This window comes from Anaerostipes hominis (ex Lee et al. 2021) (assembly GCF_002270485.1).
Taxonomy (GTDB): Bacteria; Bacillota; Clostridia; order Lachnospirales; family Lachnospiraceae; genus Anaerostipes; species Anaerostipes hominis.
The window spans coordinates 25,642-44,685 of sequence record NZ_NQOG01000003.1 but is presented as its reverse complement, the minus strand read 5'-3'; the positions used below and the strand labels follow the sequence as shown (position 1 = coordinate 44,685).

Annotated in this window: 17 protein-coding genes; 13 read left to right on the top strand and 4 right to left on the bottom strand. The window is 46.0% G+C overall.

Annotated elements, in window-relative coordinates:
• Positions 1-56 precede the first annotated feature (56 nt).
• Both trpB and CI597_RS04390 read right to left on the bottom strand, forming a co-directional pair.
• The gene (gene trpB / locus CI597_RS04395) at positions 57-1,271 is read right to left on the bottom strand and encodes a tryptophan synthase subunit beta (protein WP_024727694.1); all 1,215 of its coding nucleotides are present in this window, start codon (positions 1,269-1,271) and stop codon (positions 57-59) included.
• Between the two features lie 25 nt (positions 1,272-1,296).
• Complete coding sequence (locus CI597_RS04390; RefSeq protein ID WP_095142884.1) at positions 1,297-3,192, bottom strand: PfkB family carbohydrate kinase; 1,896 nt, start codon at positions 3,190-3,192, stop codon at positions 1,297-1,299.
• A 262-nt stretch (positions 3,193-3,454) separates the two neighbouring features.
• Here CI597_RS04390 and CI597_RS04385 point away from each other — a divergent pair, with 262 nt between their 5' ends.
• From CI597_RS04385 to CI597_RS04330, 12 genes are read left to right on the top strand one after another with little or no spacing between them, the layout of a single operon-like run.
• Positions 3,455-4,078: a histidine kinase gene (locus CI597_RS04385; protein WP_024727692.1), complete on the top strand. Its 624-nt coding sequence runs from the start codon at positions 3,455-3,457 to the stop codon at positions 4,076-4,078.
• 34 nt (positions 4,079-4,112) lie between these two features.
• Positions 4,113-4,904 carry an energy-coupling factor transporter transmembrane component T gene (locus CI597_RS04380; protein ID WP_024727691.1) on the top strand — a complete coding sequence of 264 codons (792 nt, stop codon included), beginning with the start codon at positions 4,113-4,115 and terminating at the stop codon, positions 4,902-4,904.
• Between the two features lie 15 nt (positions 4,905-4,919).
• On the top strand, positions 4,920-5,786 hold the full coding sequence (locus tag CI597_RS04375) for an energy-coupling factor ABC transporter ATP-binding protein (RefSeq protein ID WP_024727690.1): 867 nt from the start codon (positions 4,920-4,922) through the stop codon (positions 5,784-5,786).
• The gene (locus tag CI597_RS04370; RefSeq protein WP_024727689.1) at positions 5,771-6,580 is read left to right on the top strand and encodes an energy-coupling factor ABC transporter ATP-binding protein; all 810 of its coding nucleotides are present in this window, start codon (positions 5,771-5,773) and stop codon (positions 6,578-6,580) included. Before CI597_RS04375 ends, CI597_RS04370 begins: the two co-directional genes overlap by 16 nt.
• Before the next feature lie 4 nt (positions 6,581-6,584).
• Complete coding sequence (locus CI597_RS04365; protein ID WP_024727688.1) at positions 6,585-7,286, top strand: phosphoribosylanthranilate isomerase; 702 nt, start codon at positions 6,585-6,587, stop codon at positions 7,284-7,286.
• A complete protein-coding gene (locus tag CI597_RS04360) occupies positions 7,279-8,259 on the top strand; it encodes a carbohydrate kinase family protein (protein WP_024727687.1) in 981 nt (326 codons plus the stop codon). Before CI597_RS04365 ends, CI597_RS04360 begins: the two co-directional genes overlap by 8 nt.
• Positions 8,256-9,227, top strand: coding sequence for a nucleoside hydrolase (locus CI597_RS04355; protein ID WP_095142883.1), 972 nt, complete (start codon positions 8,256-8,258; stop codon positions 9,225-9,227). The genes CI597_RS04360 and CI597_RS04355 overlap by 4 nt, the downstream gene beginning before the upstream one ends.
• A complete protein-coding gene (locus tag CI597_RS04350; RefSeq protein ID WP_095142882.1) occupies positions 9,227-9,892 on the top strand; it encodes an HAD family hydrolase in 666 nt (221 codons plus the stop codon). Before CI597_RS04355 ends, CI597_RS04350 begins: the two co-directional genes overlap by 1 nt.
• 2 nt (positions 9,893-9,894) lie before the next feature.
• Positions 9,895-11,100 (top strand): iron-containing alcohol dehydrogenase, encoded by a 1,206-nt coding sequence (locus CI597_RS04345; RefSeq protein ID WP_024727684.1) that lies wholly within the window; start codon positions 9,895-9,897, stop codon positions 11,098-11,100.
• Between the two features lie 7 nt (positions 11,101-11,107).
• Positions 11,108-12,007 carry a ribokinase gene (locus CI597_RS04340; RefSeq protein WP_024727683.1) on the top strand — a complete coding sequence of 300 codons (900 nt, stop codon included), beginning with the start codon at positions 11,108-11,110 and terminating at the stop codon, positions 12,005-12,007.
• Between the two features lie 18 nt (positions 12,008-12,025).
• Entirely contained in the window at positions 12,026-12,949 is a 924-nt protein-coding gene (rihC, locus tag CI597_RS04335) for a ribonucleoside hydrolase RihC (RefSeq protein ID WP_024727682.1), read from the top strand.
• A 42-nt stretch (positions 12,950-12,991) separates the two neighbouring features.
• Positions 12,992-14,428, top strand: a complete 1,437-nt coding sequence (locus CI597_RS04330) for an MFS transporter (RefSeq protein WP_024727681.1) — start codon at positions 12,992-12,994, stop codon at positions 14,426-14,428.
• Positions 14,429-14,606: 178 nt separating this feature from the next.
• Here the strand turns inward: CI597_RS04330 and CI597_RS04325 are convergent, their stop codons facing one another.
• Entirely contained in the window at positions 14,607-15,353 is a 747-nt protein-coding gene (locus CI597_RS04325) for a DeoR/GlpR family DNA-binding transcription regulator (protein ID WP_024727680.1), read from the bottom strand.
• Between the two features lie 178 nt (positions 15,354-15,531).
• Positions 15,532-16,446 carry a glycyl-radical enzyme activating protein gene (locus tag CI597_RS04320; RefSeq protein WP_024727679.1) on the bottom strand — a complete coding sequence of 305 codons (915 nt, stop codon included), beginning with the start codon at positions 16,444-16,446 and terminating at the stop codon, positions 15,532-15,534.
• Between the two features lie 181 nt (positions 16,447-16,627).
• Between CI597_RS04320 and CI597_RS04315 the strand changes: the two genes are divergently transcribed.
• Positions 16,628-19,042 (top strand): glycyl radical protein, encoded by a 2,415-nt coding sequence (locus CI597_RS04315; protein ID WP_024727678.1) that lies wholly within the window; start codon positions 16,628-16,630, stop codon positions 19,040-19,042.
• Positions 19,043-19,044 lie beyond the last annotated feature (2 nt).

The following is a 19,044-nucleotide window of genomic DNA, read 5'->3' as shown; positions in this document are numbered from 1 at the left end:
CGGGCAGTTTCCTGGTTTATGATTGTAGTAAATAGATTATGGATGAGCGGGAAAAATTATAAATACTTTTCTCCATATCCATAGTTTTCTACGACATAGTCGATATCCTTGTCTCCCCGGCCGCTCAGACAAACGAGAATGGAGCCTTTCTTCATTTCCTGAGCTTTCTTTGTAGCATAGGCTACCGCATGGGAACTCTCGATGGCCGGGATGATCCCTTCATAGCGGGACAGTTCAAAAAATGCTTTCATGGCAGCTTCATCGTCTGCCGTCTCATAGGAAACCCGCCCTAAATCATTCAGGAATGCGTGCTCTGGTCCGACAGAGGGATAGTCAAGTCCACTGGCGATAGAGTAGACTGGAGCGGGCTCCCCGGCTCCGTCTTTCAGCATGATGCTTTCAAATCCGTGCATGACTCCTTTTTCTCCATAAGTCATAGAAGCGGCGTGATCGCCTGGGTTTGAGCCTCGGCCCAGCGGCTCCACGCCCACGATATCTACCGGCTCATCGACAAAGGGAATGAACATGCCGATGGAGTTGCTTCCTCCTCCGACGCAGGCGCAGACTACATCCGGCAGCAGTCCTGTCATTTCTATGAACTGTTCTTTTGCCTCATATCCCACAACAGACTGAAAGTCACGGACCATCAGCGGGAATGGGTGAGGACCCAGGGCAGATCCGATACAGTAAATAGAATCTTTATAGTTTTTTGCGTAAGAGTCAAATGCAGAATCAACAGCTTCTTTTAAGGTCTTTAATCCGTGTGTGACCGGAACGACGTTTGCACCGAGGATTTTCATGCGGGTCACATTGGGAGCCTGCTTTGCAATATCCACTTCTCCCATATGTATCTCACATTCCAGTCCGAAAAATGCCGCCGCCGTTGCCAGAGCCACGCCGTGCTGCCCGGCTCCGGTCTCGGCGATCAGACGTTTCTTTCCCATGAATTTTGCCAGGAGGCCTTCTCCCATGCAGTGATTCAGCTTGTGGGCACCGGTATGATTTAAATCTTCCCGTTTCAGATAGATCTGGCAGTTTCCGTACATGTTTGAGAGCCGTTCACAGTGATAGACCGGTGTGGGCCTTCCCTGGAATTCTCTGCGGATTCTCCGGAGTTCATTGATAAACTGGGATGAGTGGCAGATTGTCTGATAAGCCTCTGAGATTTCTTCAAAGGCGGGTTTTAACTCATCCGAAAGATAGGCGCCGCCGTAAGGGCCGAAGCGTCCTTCGTCATCCGGATAATTTCGTAAATATGTCTTGTAATCCATAAATTCCTCCTGTTATATCAGTTGTTTAAAGCAAAGAATCTTCCTTTTGCTTAATATATGTCTCAAGGCTGCGATTATCTATGAGAGAAGGAACGACGCCCTCCCGTGAGATACAAAAACCTGCGGCGTAGCAGGCGATCCGGACCGCTTCCTCCATCGAACATCCATAAAGAAGATAGGAGGCCAATGCGCTGATAAAAGCGTCGCTGGCACCGGTATTGTCCACGGAAGGAAACGGGACAGCCGGGAAATGTTTTTCCAGACCGGCAGACCGGACATAGCAGCCGTTTTCTCCCAGTGTCACAATGACCGTCTCAATACCGCATTCCAGCAGGGATGCGGTTTTTTCCTGCAGAGTGGAAGGACCCGGACACAGTTCGTTCAGTTCTTCTTCATTTGGCACAAGGATATCTACCATGGAAAGCACTTCCGGAGGGATCGCTCCGCATACGGAAGGCTTCAGGATGGTCCTGGCGCCGGATTCATGTGCGGTGCGGCACGCTTCGGCAACCGTGTCCAGAGGGATTTCCGACTGGATGAGGCAGTATCCGGTATTTTTAAAGAAACGTTTTCGCTTCTTTATATCTTCGGGAGACAGAATGCTGTTTGCACCGGAGAGGATAGAAATCATGGAATGACCGCTGGATTCTACAAAAATGAATGCCTTTCCGGTTTTCTCCTGGTTGCAGCGTTTCACACCGAAGGACTCTACGCCGTACTCTTTGAGAGTTTTATAGACAGAGGCTGAATCAATATCGGACCCCACATTTCCAATCAGTGTTACCCGGTGTCCAAGCTTCGCCGCGCCGATGGACTGGTTTATGCCTTTTCCTCCCGGATAAATGAAGGACGTGGAAGTGCTCACGGTTTTTCCGCTGTGGGGAAGCTGCGGCACATTCAGGTAGGTGTCGATATTGATACTGCCCACAACGGTGATCTTGGGAACATTCAGGTTGAACGGAACACTGACGGTGGTCTGGTTGTCCAGATGAAAATCCTGGACAAAGGACTGAGGCTTATCCGTGCGCTTTTCGATCTCGGTGATCAGTTTGCCGCACAGGTAAGATCCAAAATCAGCATTCAGCATCGTGTAGGTAGAAATCTCGGAAATATTGGGAAAGGCCAGGTTTTCCATCGTATCATTCTTTAGAGATATGAGCGAAATGTCTTCCGGGACTCTGAAGCTTAATGTATTCATGAGCTGGTAAAATTCCAGCGCCTTCCGGTAATGAGATGATATGATTCCGCTGATGCTGTGGGTGTTCACCTTGTGAATCAGGGTTTCGTCCAGATCGTAAAAGATCAGGTCTTTGTCGATTTTCATGTGATTGTCGAACAGACACTTTTTATACCCGTTTAAGAAAGCGGATGTACGGCGGCCTTCTTTTAAGATACAGGCAATTTTGCGGTGCTTCCGATCAATCAATTCCTGGGTGATCCGGTAAGCGGCTTCTTCATATGGGATCATATGGGAGTGATCTCCACCGTTGGGACCGATGGTCATGAGTGGAATCTTCATATTCTGAAAATGAGTTGAATAGGAGAGACTTTCTTTTTCTACGGGCTCCCAGATAATTCCGTCTACGTTATTTTTGCAGAGGGAAGTGATATTTTTAAGTTCCTGTTCCATGTCGGAGTAACTGTTATATACGAGGGTGCTGTATCCGTTTGCCTGGGCGGTCTGAATGATTCCGTCCAGCGTGGAGTCCAAAGAAACAGAAGACCGGAGCAGGATGCCCAAAATCCATGTCTTTGCCGGGGAAGCAGTGGCAGCTGCGTAAGGAGTGTAATTATACTCTCTAACGATCTTTAAAACCCGTTCCCTTGTTTCGCTGCTGATGCTTTCATCTTTTTGGTTGACAATTTTTGAAACGGTTGAGGCAGAGACGCCTGCCAGCTGTGCGATTTCCTTTATGTTCATAAAATTCCTCCAACATTATACTACATTCCATAATAGACAAAGAAAGAATATCTGTCAATATGTCGGGGTGTGCAAAATAAACAAGGGTTCTGGCGGAAAAAACAGAAAAAGTAACATTAAGTGATAAAAATGTTGACAAACTGTGAGAGCAGTGTTAATTTTAAATAAAGAAAATGATTTCGGAAAATAGTTTCCTAGGACATCAGACGAAAGAAATCAGCTGAAACAGACATCGCCATATATAAAAAAAGGAGGATACATTATGAGTGAGAAAAAAGTCACGTTTACAGAAAGGATCAAGTCTCAATTTTCGACCAAGTCTTTGGTGCTGATTCCGATCGCGGTGGGCATTAACCTGATCGGCGGTACGCTGTGCTCCGCGTTGAAGCTGCCGCTGTTTTTGGACATGATCGGAACTGTTGTCGTTGCCTGTCTGTCCGGCGTGTGGGTCGCCGCGCTGTGCGGGCTGTTGACAAATGTATTTCTGGCTATGGCGGCGAATCCCGTATATCTGCCTTATTCCATTGTAAGTATAATGTGCGCTGTTGTGACGGGATGTATGGTGAAAGCGGGGTTTTTTAAAAAAGTCTGGGGAGCGGTTCTCACATGGCTTGCGTGTACGTTTGTCAATACGGTTTCTGCCTCGGTGATCACGATCTTTGTATACGGCGGGTCGGCAGGTGTGACAGGAACTTCTGTGCTGACGGCAACATTGATTGCGGCTACGAAAAACATTGCGGCCTCTGTATTATCCACGTCTATGATTGAAAATCTGATCGATAAGGGAATTACATTTCTCATAGCTTTTGTCATCATTCAGAAGATTCCTAAGAGATTTTTAAGCCAGTATGCGGCTGATACGGACGATGAGGAAGACGGCGATTAAATAAGAGGAAGACATTTACGTACAGGAGGCAGGGATGGCAACGATATCAAATACATTTATACCGAAAAATACGGTAATAGAACGACTGAACCCGATGACCAAAATCTTCGCAATATTTTCCCTTGGACTCGGAACTCTGATCTCTCCCGGCCCGCGGCTCGGACTGGCAGTTATCGCAGGGCTGTTTGGGGCGGCATGGCTGGCAGGGATCTTAAAGGATTTTGCAAAAATTATGTTTGGATTCGGAATACCAGTCACAGCTATGCTGCTGTTTATTCAGGGCTGTTATCACCCGGGCAATGTTACATTTATTGCGGACCTTGGATTTGCAAAAGTGGGACTGGAAGGAGTCCGCTATGCGCTGAAGATTATCAGTACGCTTCTGGTGTTTCTGGGAACCTTCTATATTATGAACAAAACAACATATCCGGGGAAACTGGTAGCTGCGCTGACGGAAAGCGGGATGCCGCCCAAAGCAGGATATCTGGTGCTGGCAAGTTTAAATGTTGTCCCGCAGATGCAGAGAAGAATGTCTGTGATCCGTGAAGCACAGGAAGCCAGAGGGGTGGAGACCGGAGGGGGAATCACAGCCCGGATAAAAGCCTATATTCCGCTGCTTGGACCGGTCATCATGTCATCCCTTACGGATGCCCAGGAAAGAGGCATGACGCTGGAGACAAGAGGATTTGGAATTGCAGGGGTAAAGCCCACGGCTTATGTTGAAGTCTGCAAAACCCGGACAGACAGAGCGGTGAATATTTTCTTAACCGCATTTTTTATTGCGGTTGTGTCGGCCGCCGTTTTGACAAAACTTGATTTTATATAAAAAAGAGGAGTGCAAATGGGCAGAATCATATTAGAAGTCAAAGATTTTTCTTTTAAATACAGGCAGACAAAACAAAAGGCCCTGAAAAACATCAGCTTTCAGGTGGAAGAAGGAAATTTCTTCTGTGTTATCGGTGCCAACGGATCAGGGAAATCCACCCTGTGCAGCGCTCTGGCGGGACTCATTCCTCATTACTTTACGGGAAAAATGTCGGGCCGGGTGATCGTGGATGGGATATCGGCGGGAGAAAGCACCATTGCAGAGCTGTCCCAAAAGATTGGGTTCGTATTTCAGAATCCGTTTAACCAGCTGTCCTATACTGCAGGAACTGTCGCTGAGGAACTTGCATATGGACTTGGAAACCGGGGAGTATCCAGAAGAATGATGATGGAAAAAGTAGAGTTTGTGTCAAAACTCATGCGGATCGACCATATCCTTGACAAGAATCCTCTGGAATTATCCGGGGGACAGGTGCAGAGAGTGGCGTTCGGCTCTGCTTTTATCATGGAACCGGAGATTCTCGTTTTAGACGAATGTACGACACAGCTTGACCCGGCGGGGAGCGAAGAAATCTTTGATATTGTGAAAGAACTGAATAAAAAAGGTGTCACTGTCATCATGGCGGATCACGATATGGAACGAGTGGCACGGTGCGCGGACAAGATCCTCGTCCTTGAAAAAGGGAGAGCTGCGGCGCTGGATGAACCGAAAAAAATATTTGGAGATCCGGAAATCATGCAGCATGGAGTCGGCATACCGGATTATGTGGAAATAACAAGGGCCTTAAAAGAAAAACAGTATACAGACCGGGACATTGAGATTGCTGAGGGGCCGGCCATCGAAATGGTGAGGGAGGTGCTTGACAGATGCAAATTGAATTAAAAAATCTTCACTATTCTTATCCGTCCGGAGGTGAAGTATTAAAGGGGATAAATCTGGTCATCGGCGGGACGGAGCCAGTAGCCATCATCGGACAGAACGGAGCGGGAAAGACCACGGCTGTAAAACATTTTAACGGAATCTTAAGACCCACGTCCGGGGAAGTTCTGATCAATGGAGAGAACATTGAGACACGGTCCACTGCACAGTGGTCAAAGAAAGTCGGCTATGTATTTCAAAACCCGGATGATCAGCTGTTTCTGGAATCTGTCAGAAAAGAATTTGAATTCGGGCCCAGGCAGATCAAAATGCCGGAGAAAGAAATCAAAAGAAGAAACGAATGGGTCGCTGAGCTTGTGGGAATGTCGGAAAAACTGGATATGCATCCGTTTGACCTGACGCCGTCAGAGAAAAAATTTTGTACCATAGGCGCGGTGCTGATGATGGATCCGGATGTGCTGATTTTCGATGAGCCTACCTGCGGGCAGGATGTGCAGGGAAATCATAGACTGCTCAGCATTATCAAGGCATTGAAAGAGAGAGGGAAGTTATGCATTACCATTTCTCATGATATGAAATTTGTAGTCAGCAGTTTTAGGCGGATCATCGTCATGTGCGGAGGGGAGGTGATACTGGACGGCAGGGCCGAAGAGGTGTTTGCCCAGACGGAGATATTAAAGAAAAGTTTTGTTGCTCCTCCTCCGGTCACGAAAGTGGCACAGGGGGCAGGGTTGAAAAAAACTGTTTTTACTACAGAAGCATTTATGGAAGCATTGGAAGACGAAAGGAAGGTATAAAGAAATGGCAGACGTGATTATTCAGATTTATGGGATCAGGACAGTGAAGGATGCAAGGATGGTTGTTGAAATGGGAGGACACCACCTGGGAGTATCCTATGGAAAGATCAAAAGGACTCCGGGGCAGCTTTCCTGTGAGCGCGCAAGAGAAATTTTTGAAGGGGTGCAGCCGGAAGCGGTGAGGATTGGTCTGACGGTATCAGAAGATATCGATGAGATCACAGAAGATCTTAAAGAAGCATTACCGGACGTTATGCACTTATCAGGAGATATTGAGGGCATCACACCGGCTCAGGTACAGGAACTCAAAGACAGATTCCCTGGCCTTAAGATCATGCAGGCGATCCCGGTTCTGGCGGGAGTACCGCTTGAGGAACAGAAAGTCATGCAGTATATCAGAGACTATGAACCGGTGTCAGATTTCTTCCTGATTGACACGAAGGCGCCGTCTGCGGGAGATATCGGTGCAACAGGCCTCACCCACGACCGTGAGATTGACAAAGCGATCATCGAAAGCACGGATGTACCATGTATCATCGCAGGCGGTCTGGATGCAGACAATGTAGCGGAAGCCATCCACATTACACACCCATATGGAGTGGACTCCTTTACTATGACAAACTATGATGACGAGCGTGCGGATACCGAACGCTGCAAAGATCCGGCTAAAGTGAAAGCGTTTATCGAGGCTGCACAGAATGCCTGAGGTGATGGTGGTCGGCGATGCCACCGTCGACATTATCGTACCTTATCCTAAGTTCCTCAATAAAGAGAGGACTTTGGTTGAATACCCGGAGCCATCTATTCGGGGAGGAGGGACTTCCGCCAACACGGCAGTGGCTTTGGCAAGACTTGGAGTCGAAACAGGTTTTGTCGGTTCCGTCGGGGAAGACCAGTATGGAAGGTATGTAAAGAATGATCTCTCAAAAGAGGGCGTGGATATCTCCGGCCTGATCATTGAGCCGGAATTAAATACGGTCGGAGTGTTTGCGTTCATCGATGAAAACGGAGAGCGGTATCTGTGGGGATGGCCGAGAGTGGATCAGGCATTTAAGACGCTGGATGCGGATAAAGTGTCATTTGAAAAGGTTCAAAAGGCGAACTGGGTCCACTCCTCAGGAATGTCGCTGGCATATGATACCTCTGCCCGCGATACAGTAATCCGGATTTTTAAGAAAGCGCATGAGGCAGGGGTTCCTACTTCTTTTGACTTAAATCTGAGGGTGGACAACGGCATCCTTGATCCGGAATACGAAAAAGCAGTGCGGCAGATCATTAAATATACAGACTATCTGCTTGGCTCCGGCACCGATGAATTTGCCTATCTTGGCAGAGAGATGGACTGGAGAGCCAATGCTGAGTCGTTTGTAAACAGGAGCCGGACCGTGATCGTGAGGAACGGCGCAGAAGGCTCCTACGGATTTACTGAGAAAGAAAAGACGGCGGCGCCTGCTTTTCCGGTAAAGGTAGAGGATACGGTCGGTGCAGGTGATGTCTACAATGCCGGATTTATCAGTGCGGTGCTGGAGGGGAAATCCCTGAAGGAATGCCTGATCACAGGGAATGCAGTATCCGGTTATGCCGTAGCAAAGAAGGGTGCGAGAACTTCCCCGGATCAAGAACAGCTGCAGCGATTTCTGGATGAGTATAGATCAAAGGATAAAGGAGAAAAAATATGAAAAAAGTGATTTTAGATTGTGACCCGGGACATGACGATGCCTTTGCCATGATGCTTGCAGTGCAGAATTTAGATGTGCTTGGCATCACTACGATCGGCGGAAACTGCACCTTGGAAAACGTGACAAAAAATGCACTGAAGGTGCTGGAAGTACTGGAGAGAACAGATATCCCTGTCTTCGCGGGACATTCCTGCCCAACAACCGTACCCCTGGTGACCGCGCCGCAGTTTCACGGTGAGACAGGACTTGACGGCCCTGTGCTTCCGGAGCCGTCCGTAAAAGCGCAGGATAAGCATGCAGTTGATTTTATTGTGGAGACAGTGATGAACACAGATGATGTGACACTGATTGCCACAGGTCCTCTGACAAATATTGCGGCAGCCATCAACCGGGAACCAAAGATCGTTGAACGGGTCAAAGAACTGAGCATTATGGGAGGCTCTGTGACCTATGGAAACTGGACTCCGGCAGCAGAATTCAACATCTATGTAGATCCGGAAGCGGCATACCGGGTGTTTAACTCAGGAATGCATGTGAAAATGTCCGGAATCAATCTGACCAGACAATGCTGCCTGACCGCCGAACATGTGAAAAAGTTCCGGGAGATAGGAACGAAGGCGGCACACTTTGCGGCAGATCTGACAGAATTTTTTATTGATACCACAATAAAGAGCGCATCTCTTTCAGGGGCCAATATGCACGATGCCTGTGCAGTGGCATGGCTGATCGATCCGTCTCTTATCAAGGCGGCGGACATGCATATTGATATCGAGCTAAAGGGCGAACTGACGAGAGGAATGACTGTATGTGATTACCGGCATCTAAGAGGTGTGGAACCGGCTGTAGATCTGTGCAGAGAACCTCAGATGGATTTCAGAGGAGAAGCGCCGAATGCGGAAGCAGCCCTGGAACTGGATTTTCCGGGCTTCATGGATCTGCTGTATAAGACGCTTAAGAATTATAAGTGATGATGTACAAAACGATCTTGTGGGACTTTGACGGCACCTTAGCTTATACGGGCAAAGATGTGTGGAATTCTCTGCAATATGCTGCTAAAAAATGCGGAGGGGAGCTGCCGGAGACTTTTAGCAGTGAAGACAGCAATCTGGGGAAATCTGTAAAGGAGGTTTTTGATCAGATCGTCCCTCCTCCGGAAAGCGAAAAATATGAAGAGTTTGAATCCCTGGTGCGGGTGCACTACCGTATGTTTAATGGATATCAACATACAGAATTCTATCCCGGTATCAGAGAACTTCTTCTGAAGACCAGAGAAAAAGGAATTCTACATTATATTGTTACCATGAAACCCAAAGAAGCATTGGAACGGATCCTGTTAAAAAAGAACTGGGAAAAGCTGTTTGACGGCTGGATTTCCCCGAATTCCTTTCCGGGAAGGGAGAAGTCTAAAAGTGAGATGATTTCATATGTGATGAAGTGTTCAGGCATGAAGAAAAGTCAATACGTCTATGTCGGGGATACTTGGAGTGATATAAAGGCTGCACATGAAAATAAAATTCATTGTATCGGAGTCACATATGGAGACGGAGATACAAAAAAACTTTGTGCATACACTCCAGAACACTGTGCACACAATGTTTCTGAGATTCTAAACATTTTGAGGAAAGGAGTTTAACCATGCTTCAGGATTTCAGCATAGGGATTGGAACCCGGTTTGTATTTGGAAGAGATGCACATAACCGGATAGGAAAAGAATTAAAACAGATGGGGATCAGAAAAGTCCTGATTCATTACGGCAGCAGGAAAAGATTAAGTGACAGCGGACTCCTCGGCAGTGTCAAAGAACAGCTGCGGCTTCACGGGATTCGAATCCTGGAACTGGGCGGTGTGGTGCCGAATCCCAGACTGTCTCTTGTAAGAGAAGGTATTCATCTCGCCAGAAAAGAGAAGGTGGATATGATCCTTGCCGTCGGCGGAGGCAGTGTCATCGATTCTGCGAAAGCAATCGGGCTTGGAGCCGTGGCGGACACAGATGTGTGGGATTTTTTTACGGGAACCGAAGTTCCCGGGAAATCTCTTCCGACAGGTGTGATCCTCACCTATCCAGCGGCGGGAAGTGAATCCAGCGAAGTAAGTGTCATCAACAATACGGAGCTTGGCATGAAACTTCTGGCAAGTCATCCGGTCATTCGTCCGGCCATTGCATTTATGAATCCGGAGCTAACTTATTCACTCCCGAAATTTCTGACTGCATGCGGGGTGACGGATATGTTCTCCCACGTGTGCGAGAGATATTTTACGCCGGATGGAGAGGTCGGAGTGATTGACAGAATGGCAGAAGGAATTCTCAAAACATTGGCCGAGATTGGACCGAAGGTTCTTGCGGAGCCGGACAATTACTCTTACCGGGCAGAGATCATGTGGATCAGTACGATCGCACATAATGATACGGTGGGGGTCGGACGGGTACAGGATTGGGCAGTCCACGAGATCGGAAATGAACTGAGTGCTCTGTATGACACTCCCCATGGAGCCACACTTTCTATTATCATGGGTTCCTGGATGAGATATGTATATAGAGAAGCACCGGAACGGTTTGCCCGCTACGCCGGAGAAGTATTCGGTGTGAAATGGAATAGGAAGAATACGCTGGAGGCCGCATACGAAGGAATCTTAAAAACAGAAGAATTTTTCCGCACAATGGGAATGCCGGTGTCGTTTGAGGAGTTTCAGGTTCCGACAGACGGGGTGGAACAGATGCTTGACCGGATTGCTTTCCGCGGGGAAGATGACAGCATTGGAGGCATAAAAAGACTGAACCGGGATGACTGCCGAAAAATTTATGAGACGGCATTAAAATCCCGAAGAACAACGAGTGAGTGAGGGAATTATGAAAATACTTAATTTTGGTTCTTTGAATATTGATTATGTATATAGTGTGAACCATTTTGCAGAGAAGGGAGAGACTCTTTCTTCAGAATCACTGGAAGTTTTTCCTGGAGGAAAAGGACTGAATCAGTCCATTGCTCTTTCAAGAGCCGGAGGAGACGTTTACCATGCCGGAGTGATCGGCACGGACGGAAAATTCTTGGGAGAACTCCTCTGCGACGCCGGTGTTGATACCAGATATTTAAAGGTAAGCGAGGATGTCCGGACAGGAAATGCGGTCATTCAGAAGGACAAAAACGGAGATAACTGCATCATATTGTACGGCGGTGCAAATCAGGCGGTGACAAGAGAGACGGCGGATCAGGTACTGAAAAATTTTGATGAAGGCGACTGTCTGGTCCTCCAAAATGAGATCAGTGAGATTCCATATATTGTAGAAAAAGCGAGAGAAAGAGGAATGCAGATCGTCCTGAACCCATCTCCGATGAATGAAAAAATATTCGAGATAAACTTGGACCATATCGACTGTTTTATACTGAATGAAGTAGAGGCGAGGATCCTTGTCCGGGCTGCACGGGATGCCGGCAAAGAAATATTATTGAAGCGGCTGAGAAAACAATTCCCGCACGCGGAGATCATTCTGACACTGGGAGAGAAAGGCTCTGTGTATGCCGGAACCGAGGGGACGGCAGTGCAGAAAGCCTATAAAGTGAAGGCAGTAGATACCACAGCGGCAGGAGATACATTTACGGGTTATTTCATGTCCTGCATATTACAGGGGAAATCAGTGAAAGAATCACTTGATATGGCCGCAAAAGCGTCTGCAATGGCAGTGGCTGTAAAAGGTGCGGCTCCGTCGATCCCAAAAAGGGATGAGGCAGAGAGGTTTGCGGAAGAATAAACATATTAGGAGGAAACCATGAAACCGAGAATAGTAATCATTGACACAGACCCCGGGATTGATGATGCGGCAGCGATTGCTGTCATGCTGTCCGAGCCGTCTGTGGATGTAAGACTCATCGCCAGTGTATCAGGAAATGTCGGCATCGAGCATACGACAAATAATGCTTTAAAACTTCTTACATTCCTTAAAAAAGATGTTCCAGTGGCAAAAGGTGCGGCGGCTCCGCTTTTGAGGGATAACCGTTTTGCAACGAATGCCCATGGACAATCAGGAATGGGCGGATTTGAATTCCCTGAACCTAAGAAAGAACTTTTATTAGAAGAGAATGCAGTTCTGAGTGAATACCGCATACTGAAAGAAGCCGGGGAGAAGGTGACAATCCTTACTCTTGGGCCGCTGACAAACATTGCGCTGCTGATTCAGACATTTCCGGAAGTGAAAGAAAAAATTGAGGAAATTATTATGATGGGAGGTTCCACCGAGAGAGGAAACATTGGAATCTATGGAGAGTTTAATGTGACCATTGATCCGGAGGCGGCAAAGATCGTATTCCGCTCCGGGATTCCGATCACAATGGTAGGCCTGGATATCGGAAGAAAAGCAAGGCTGACCGCGGAAGATCTCGAGGAGCTTGAAAAGAGCGGGGAGGCAGGAACCATGATCAGCTCTCTGTTTCGTTCCTATGACGGCGGACATGTGGAAGAGGGAGTCAAGATGTACGATCCTTCCGCAGCCATGTATCTCATGGAGCCGGAGCTTTTTGAGACAAAAGAAGCGTTTGTTGATGTAGAGATCTCCAGTCCACTTACGATCGGCGCTACTGTCGTGGACTATGACGGTACATTGAGTGAGACAAAAAATGCGGCTGTGTGCGTTGACGTCGATGTGGAGTGTTTCCGCAGACGCTATGTGGAGCGGGCTGCAAATATCAAATGTTAAGAAACAATATGAAAAAGACAGTTGAAAGGTATGGTATGAAAAATGTCTAATACGAATTTGAAAACAACAGGTATTCCGGTACCGGCAGAAGGAACCCCGGAATTTGAAAAAATGAACCGAATGGCAAAACGAGCGATTCCGCTGGTGCTGATCATCTTTATTTTCGGCATTCTTGAACAGCAGGCATTCGGAATGATCTTTGTAAATATCGGACAGCAGCTGGGAACACCGGAACTGGCATCTCTCATTACATCTCTTCCGGGAATCGCACTCGGTATCGTCTGTGTAATCTATGGATCTCTGGGTGACTTTGTGTCTCTGAAAAAAATGACACTTTTAGGGACGATTGTGTTTGCCGCCGGCTCTGCCATTGGATTTTTATTAGGACCTGTGAGTATCTGGGCGGTTGTAGCCGCGCGTATGCTACAGTCCATAGGAGGACAGGTGGCAGGCTCTGTGTTCTTAGTCCTTGTGTCCAAATATATTTCTCAGAAAGAACGCGTCGTCTACTATGGTATTTTTGTAGCGGTATTCAGATTCTCAGCGGCCCTTGGTGTAGTTGCGGCCGGATATGTGACAAAAATAGACTGGAGATGGATGTTTGCGATTCCGATGATCTCCATAGTATTTCTTCCGGCACTTTCAAAGAACCTTCCGGATGAACACGCAAAAGGCGCTAAGATCGACGGCTGGGGCTTTACTCTGATCGGAGCTTTCGCAGGGGCCGTCACAATGTTCTTTACAGATATGAATATGCTCTGGACTGCCGCAACAGTTGTGACTCTGGTAGCGTTCATTGTGTACATCAATAAAGCCCAAGACCCGATCATCACTCCTGCCTTTTTGAAAAATCCGGCATTTGTGGCGACGATGGTTGTCATCTTCGTAGGTTACTTTTTCAGCTATACACTGAATGCCGGTGTGAATGCCATCGGACTTGAAGTATTCGGCATTGATTCTGCTCAGGTTTCCAACCTGCTCGTCTGGTCCATCCTCCTTGCAGCAGTGCTTGGATTCGTGTGCGGACCGGTCATCAAAAAGATCGGACGTTCCGCGGGAATCATCATGGCTCTCTCTGCTATGGGACTCGGTCTGATCGCCATTGCATTTGCGATTCCATACGGTAAGGTTGCAGCTCTGGCGGCAGCACCGTGTATCTATTATTTCGGAACATCTTTCTTCTACTCACCGATCGTAGATACCGCGACACTTACGGTATCACCGGAAGAGTCAGGACGTGTGCTGGGGATCAACGACCTTGTCCAGGCGATCACAGGGTCTGTCGGTGTGGCGGTTTTCGGACAGCTCATGTCAAAAGGCGCTATGTCAGGCGGAAGTATTACAGGGGTTGAGGCCGGCGCTGCCTCCACATATGCAAATGTGTTCCTTGTAGGCGGTGTTATCGTGCTTGCTGCTTTGGTGATCTTCATTGTGACGAAGAAGATGATCTACAGCCGTTCAAGAAAAGATGATGAATAAATTTAATAAGTAAGAAAAACAGAATGGAAAATATCAAAAGACAAGGATATTTTTCATTCTGTTTATTTGGGTTTTTACTACTATGTATCTCTATAACCAAAGAAATGATACAACGATAGTTTTTTATCACTATTGGAGGAACGCATTTCAAAGCGTGACGGAAATAGTGATAAAAAACTCATGAGATCCTGACTTTGATTCCTTTGCTTTCCAGTTCTGACTTGGAAGCTTCAGAAATTTGATCATCGGTAATAACTGTTTTGACCTGTTCCTTTAGATTTAGGGGAACGATTCCGTGTTTGGAAAACTTATCACTTTCTGTTAACACGATAACTTCTCCTGCCTGTACGGCCATATCTCGCACAGCTTGTGCACGCATCTGATCCCGATTTGTAAAGCCCACATTGGGGGCATATCCGTCTGTTCCGATAAAAAACAGATCTACAAGAAAGTTTTCTACGCAGGGACGGATCATCGGACCTACCATGACTTGGGAATCCTGCTGATAGGTGCCGCCCAGAAGAATAATCTGAAAATTTGATTTCCCACGGATATGCTCTGCGATAAAAGCACTGTTAGTAATAATTGTCAGATCTCTTTTGGACGAAGCCAGTTCATCAGCTAAAAGAGCACAGCAGCTTCCGCTTTCGATCATAACCGTATCGCCATCGCAGACAAGTTCAGCAGCCTTTTTTGCGATTTTCCGTTTCGCCTCATAATGATAGGCGATTCTCCCATTAATATCATCTGTGCTGCATAAGAGCGCAAATCCGTGTTCACGTTTTATGATTCCTTTGCGTTCCAGTTCATCTAAGTCTTTTCTGACAGTAACCTGTGAAACACCAAGTTTTTCGGAAAGAAGTGATACTTCGATTTTGTTCTTCTGGGTAAGCAGTTCCAATATCTTATTTGTTCTGTTTTTCATATGATGACTCCGTTCGTATCGTATACTGAAAATTTATACCCAAAGGGCATCCCGTGTTTCATACCCTTCGGGTGGACGTGCTTCGCACGATAAGGTATGATATTTTATATTGCTTTTTAGTATACCACAAAAAATTATTTTTCAATAGAGTAGAGTTACGAATGAAAGAAATTTATGTTTAAAAAAACGCATCAATGCCGCAATTAATAAATATCTGAAGATAATCCTGTAAATCTTCCCTGTGAATAGACGGTACATTCTGGTAATCATATGTCTGATCCAATAAGCTGTATTTGTTTTCGCCAAATTGGTGGAAAGGAAGGAGCTGACATTTTTTGGCCCCTGCTTCCTGCAAGGCGTTTGCTAATCCGGCGGCATCTTCCGGGGAATTATTAAATCCTGGAATGACAGGTATTCTGGGCAGCACTTCTTTTCCCATTTTAATGGCGCGCTTCATATTGGAAACAGGAAGATCGTTGCCAACACCGGTACCCTCTATATGTTTTGCGGAATTCCAGTGTTTCATATCGAACAGTATATAATCAAGATTTTCTATAACACGGTTAAAGATCTCCGGATCAGCAAATCCTGTTGTCTCGCAGCAGGTATGCAGTCCCTTTTCTTTAGAAGCAAGCAGCAATTCTTCGGCAAAGTCGGGCTGAGAAAGAAATTCACCTCCGGACAGTGTAATACCGCCGCTGCTTTCTTCATAAAAAACTTTATCCTGCATGACCACATCCATGACATCCTGTACGGTTTTTATATCTCCTTCCAATTCTAAAGCTTTCCCCGGACACTCAAGTACACACTGCCTGCATCCGGTACACTTGGCTGCATTTATATGGATATGATCATGCTTCAAAGAAATTGCCTGAGCAGGGCATATATCCATACAGTGATGACATCTGGCGCATTTTTTTTGATCCCATAATACCTGCATTTTAGCCAACTGGCTTTCAGGGTTAGAGCACCAGCGGCAGCGCATGGGACATCCTTTAAAAAACACAACCGTACGGATGCCGGGGCCGTCATTGACGCTGAACTTTTGAATATTAAAGATAACACCGGTTTTTGTATAATCTGCTTTTTTCATGATAATCTCCTTTACTGATAAGATCATATCATATTTGTTTCAAATTGAAAATGAAAAATTTCAAATGAAATGTAAAAGGATTTTATACTAAAATCATCTTGACTTTTTGCCGGAAAAGAATTAGAGTTAAATTGCAAATAAAACAAATAATAATTACGAGTGAAATTAAAAGGAGAAGCTTATGGAAAACAAAGCGCATTTTGGATCATTAACAGACAGAATGAGAACTTTCCGTGAAGAAGTCTTGGATGAAAAACCTTACATTGATGCTGAGAGGGCATTACTGGCGACTCAGGCTTATAAAGAGAATCAGAATCAGCCGCGTGTTATGGTAAGAGCACTTATGTTGAAGAAGATTTTGGAAGGTATGACGATTTACATTGAAGACAAATCTCTGATTGCCGGCAATCAGGCGACCAAGAATACAAATGCTCCGATTTTTCCGGAATATACGATGGAATTCGTCCTGAACGAATTGGATCTCTTTGAAAAGAGAGATGGAGATGTTTTCTATATAACAGAGGAGACAAAACAACAGCTCCGTGAGATTGCTCCATTCTGGGAGAATAATAATCTCCGTGCAAGAGGTGAGGCGCTTCTTCCTGATGAAGTCAGTGTTTTTATGGAGACCGGTGTTTTCGGTATGGAAGGAAAACTAAATGCAGGAGATGCCCATCTGGCAGTTAATTATGGCAGACTTCTGTCTGAGGGATTGAAAGGATATGAAGAAAGAACAAAGGCTCTCAAAGATGCTCTTGACTTCACTGATCCGGAGAGTGTTGATAAAAATGAATTTTACAAGTCTGTCTTGATTGTGATTGAGGCGGTTCATCATTTTGCACTGCGTTACAGCAGGCTGGCAAAAGAATTAGCTGATAAAGAGAAGGATCCGAAGAGAAAAGCTGAGTTGGAAGAGATGTGCAGAATTTGTTCCAGAGTTCCATATGAGCCGGCATCCTCTTTCAAAGAGGCCGTACAGTCTGTCTGGTTTATCCAGCTGATCCTGCAGATCGAGTCAAACGGACATTCCTTAAGTTACGGAAGGTTTGACCAGTATATGTATCCGTATTATAGGAAAGATATTCAGGACGGAACGATGGCAGAGGAAGAGGCGGAAGAACTCCTTACCTGCCTGTGGATCAAGACACTGACCATCAACAAAATAAGATCCCAGGCGCATACCTTAAGTTCAGCCGGTTCCCCTATGTATCAGAATGTTACGATCGGCGGACAGACACCGGATAAGAAAGATGCAGTGAATGAATTAAGTTTTGCAGTACTTAAGTCTGTTGCACAGACAAGGCTTACCCAGCCCAATTTGACGGTACGATATCATCAAAATATCAACGAGCAGTTTTTTGACGAATGCATCGAAGTTATGAAACTGGGATTCGGAATGCCGGCACTTAACAATGACGAGATTATTATACCTTCTTTTATCAACTGGGGTGTCAAAGAAGAGGACGCTTATAACTACAGCGCCATTGGATGTGTAGAGACCGCAGTTCCCGGCAAGTGGGGATACCGCTGTACTGGAATGTCTTATATTAATTTCCCGAGAGTTTTGCTTTGCGCTATGAACAATGGCGTGGATCTGACAAGTGGAAAGAGATTTACAAAAGGCTATGGCTATTTTAAGGATATGGACTCCTACGAGGATCTGCTGGCAGCATGGGACAAAACGGTGAGAGAAATGACACGTTACAGTGTTATCGTAGAGAATGTCATTGATAAAGCTTCAGAAAGAGATGTACCGGATATTCTTTGCTCTGCGCTTACAGATGACTGTATCGGAAGAGGAAAGACCATCAAAGAAGGCGGAGCTGTTTATGATTTTATTTCCGGTCTTCAGGTTGGAATTGCCAATATGGCAGATTCCCTGGCTGCCATTAAGCAGCTTGTTTACGAAGAAAAGAAGATCACAAAAGAACAGCTTTGGAATGCAATCCTTGATGATTTTCAGTCTCCGGAGAATCAGAAGATCCAGGAGATGCTGGTCAATGACGTACCGAAGTACGGCAATGATAATGACTATGTAGATCAGCTGGTCATTGAAGCATATGATTCTTATTTAGATGAAATCAAGAAATATCCAAATACCCGTTACCAGCGAGGGCCGATCGGGGGAATTCGTTATGGCGGTACGTCTTCCATCAGTGCCAATGTGGGCCAGGGTATGGGAACCAAAGCAACACCGGATGGAAGAAATGCATTTGAACCTTTGGCCGAAGGCTGCAGCCCTGCACATAATGCGGATAAGAATGGTCCTACAGCAGTGTTTAAGACTGTCTCTAAACTTCCTACTGAAAAGATTACCGGAGGTGTTTTATTAAATCAAAAGATGACGCCTCAAATGCTTTCTACTGAGGAAAACAAGCAGAAGCTGGAAATGCTTATCCGCACATTTTTCAACAGACTGCACGGATATCATGTACAGTATAATATTGTGTCAAAAGAAACTTTGCTTGATGCGCAAGAACATCCGGAAGACCATAAAGATCTGATTGTCCGTGTGGCCGGATACAGTGCATTCTTTAATGTACTTTCTAAAAAGACACAGGATGATATTATTGAAAGAACAGAGCAGACACTGTAATT

Excerpts from the sequence above, each read along its gene's own strand:
- trpB (WP_024727694.1), bottom strand. The coding sequence starts at position 1,271 with ATGGATTACAAGACATATTTACGAAATTATCCGGATGACGAAGGACGC.
- CI597_RS04390 (WP_095142884.1), bottom strand. The coding sequence starts at position 3,192 with ATGAACATAAAGGAAATCGCACAGCTGGCAGGCGTCTCTGCCTCAACC.
- CI597_RS04385 (WP_024727692.1), top strand. The coding sequence starts at position 3,455 with ATGAGTGAGAAAAAAGTCACGTTTACAGAAAGGATCAAGTCTCAATTT.
- CI597_RS04380 (WP_024727691.1), top strand. The coding sequence starts at position 4,113 with ATGGCAACGATATCAAATACATTTATACCGAAAAATACGGTAATAGAA.
- CI597_RS04375 (WP_024727690.1), top strand. The coding sequence starts at position 4,920 with ATGGGCAGAATCATATTAGAAGTCAAAGATTTTTCTTTTAAATACAGG.
- CI597_RS04370 (WP_024727689.1), top strand. The coding sequence starts at position 5,771 with ATGCAAATTGAATTAAAAAATCTTCACTATTCTTATCCGTCCGGAGGT.
- CI597_RS04365 (WP_024727688.1), top strand. The coding sequence starts at position 6,585 with ATGGCAGACGTGATTATTCAGATTTATGGGATCAGGACAGTGAAGGAT.
- CI597_RS04360 (WP_024727687.1), top strand. The coding sequence starts at position 7,279 with ATGCCTGAGGTGATGGTGGTCGGCGATGCCACCGTCGACATTATCGTA.
- CI597_RS04355 (WP_095142883.1), top strand. The coding sequence starts at position 8,256 with ATGAAAAAAGTGATTTTAGATTGTGACCCGGGACATGACGATGCCTTT.
- CI597_RS04350 (WP_095142882.1), top strand. The coding sequence starts at position 9,227 with ATGATGTACAAAACGATCTTGTGGGACTTTGACGGCACCTTAGCTTAT.
- CI597_RS04345 (WP_024727684.1), top strand. The coding sequence starts at position 9,895 with ATGCTTCAGGATTTCAGCATAGGGATTGGAACCCGGTTTGTATTTGGA.
- CI597_RS04340 (WP_024727683.1), top strand. The coding sequence starts at position 11,108 with ATGAAAATACTTAATTTTGGTTCTTTGAATATTGATTATGTATATAGT.
- rihC (WP_024727682.1), top strand. The coding sequence starts at position 12,026 with ATGAAACCGAGAATAGTAATCATTGACACAGACCCCGGGATTGATGAT.
- CI597_RS04330 (WP_024727681.1), top strand. The coding sequence starts at position 12,992 with ATGTCTAATACGAATTTGAAAACAACAGGTATTCCGGTACCGGCAGAA.
- CI597_RS04325 (WP_024727680.1), bottom strand. The coding sequence starts at position 15,353 with ATGAAAAACAGAACAAATAAGATATTGGAACTGCTTACCCAGAAGAAC.
- CI597_RS04320 (WP_024727679.1), bottom strand. The coding sequence starts at position 16,446 with ATGAAAAAAGCAGATTATACAAAAACCGGTGTTATCTTTAATATTCAA.
- CI597_RS04315 (WP_024727678.1), top strand. The coding sequence starts at position 16,628 with ATGGAAAACAAAGCGCATTTTGGATCATTAACAGACAGAATGAGAACT.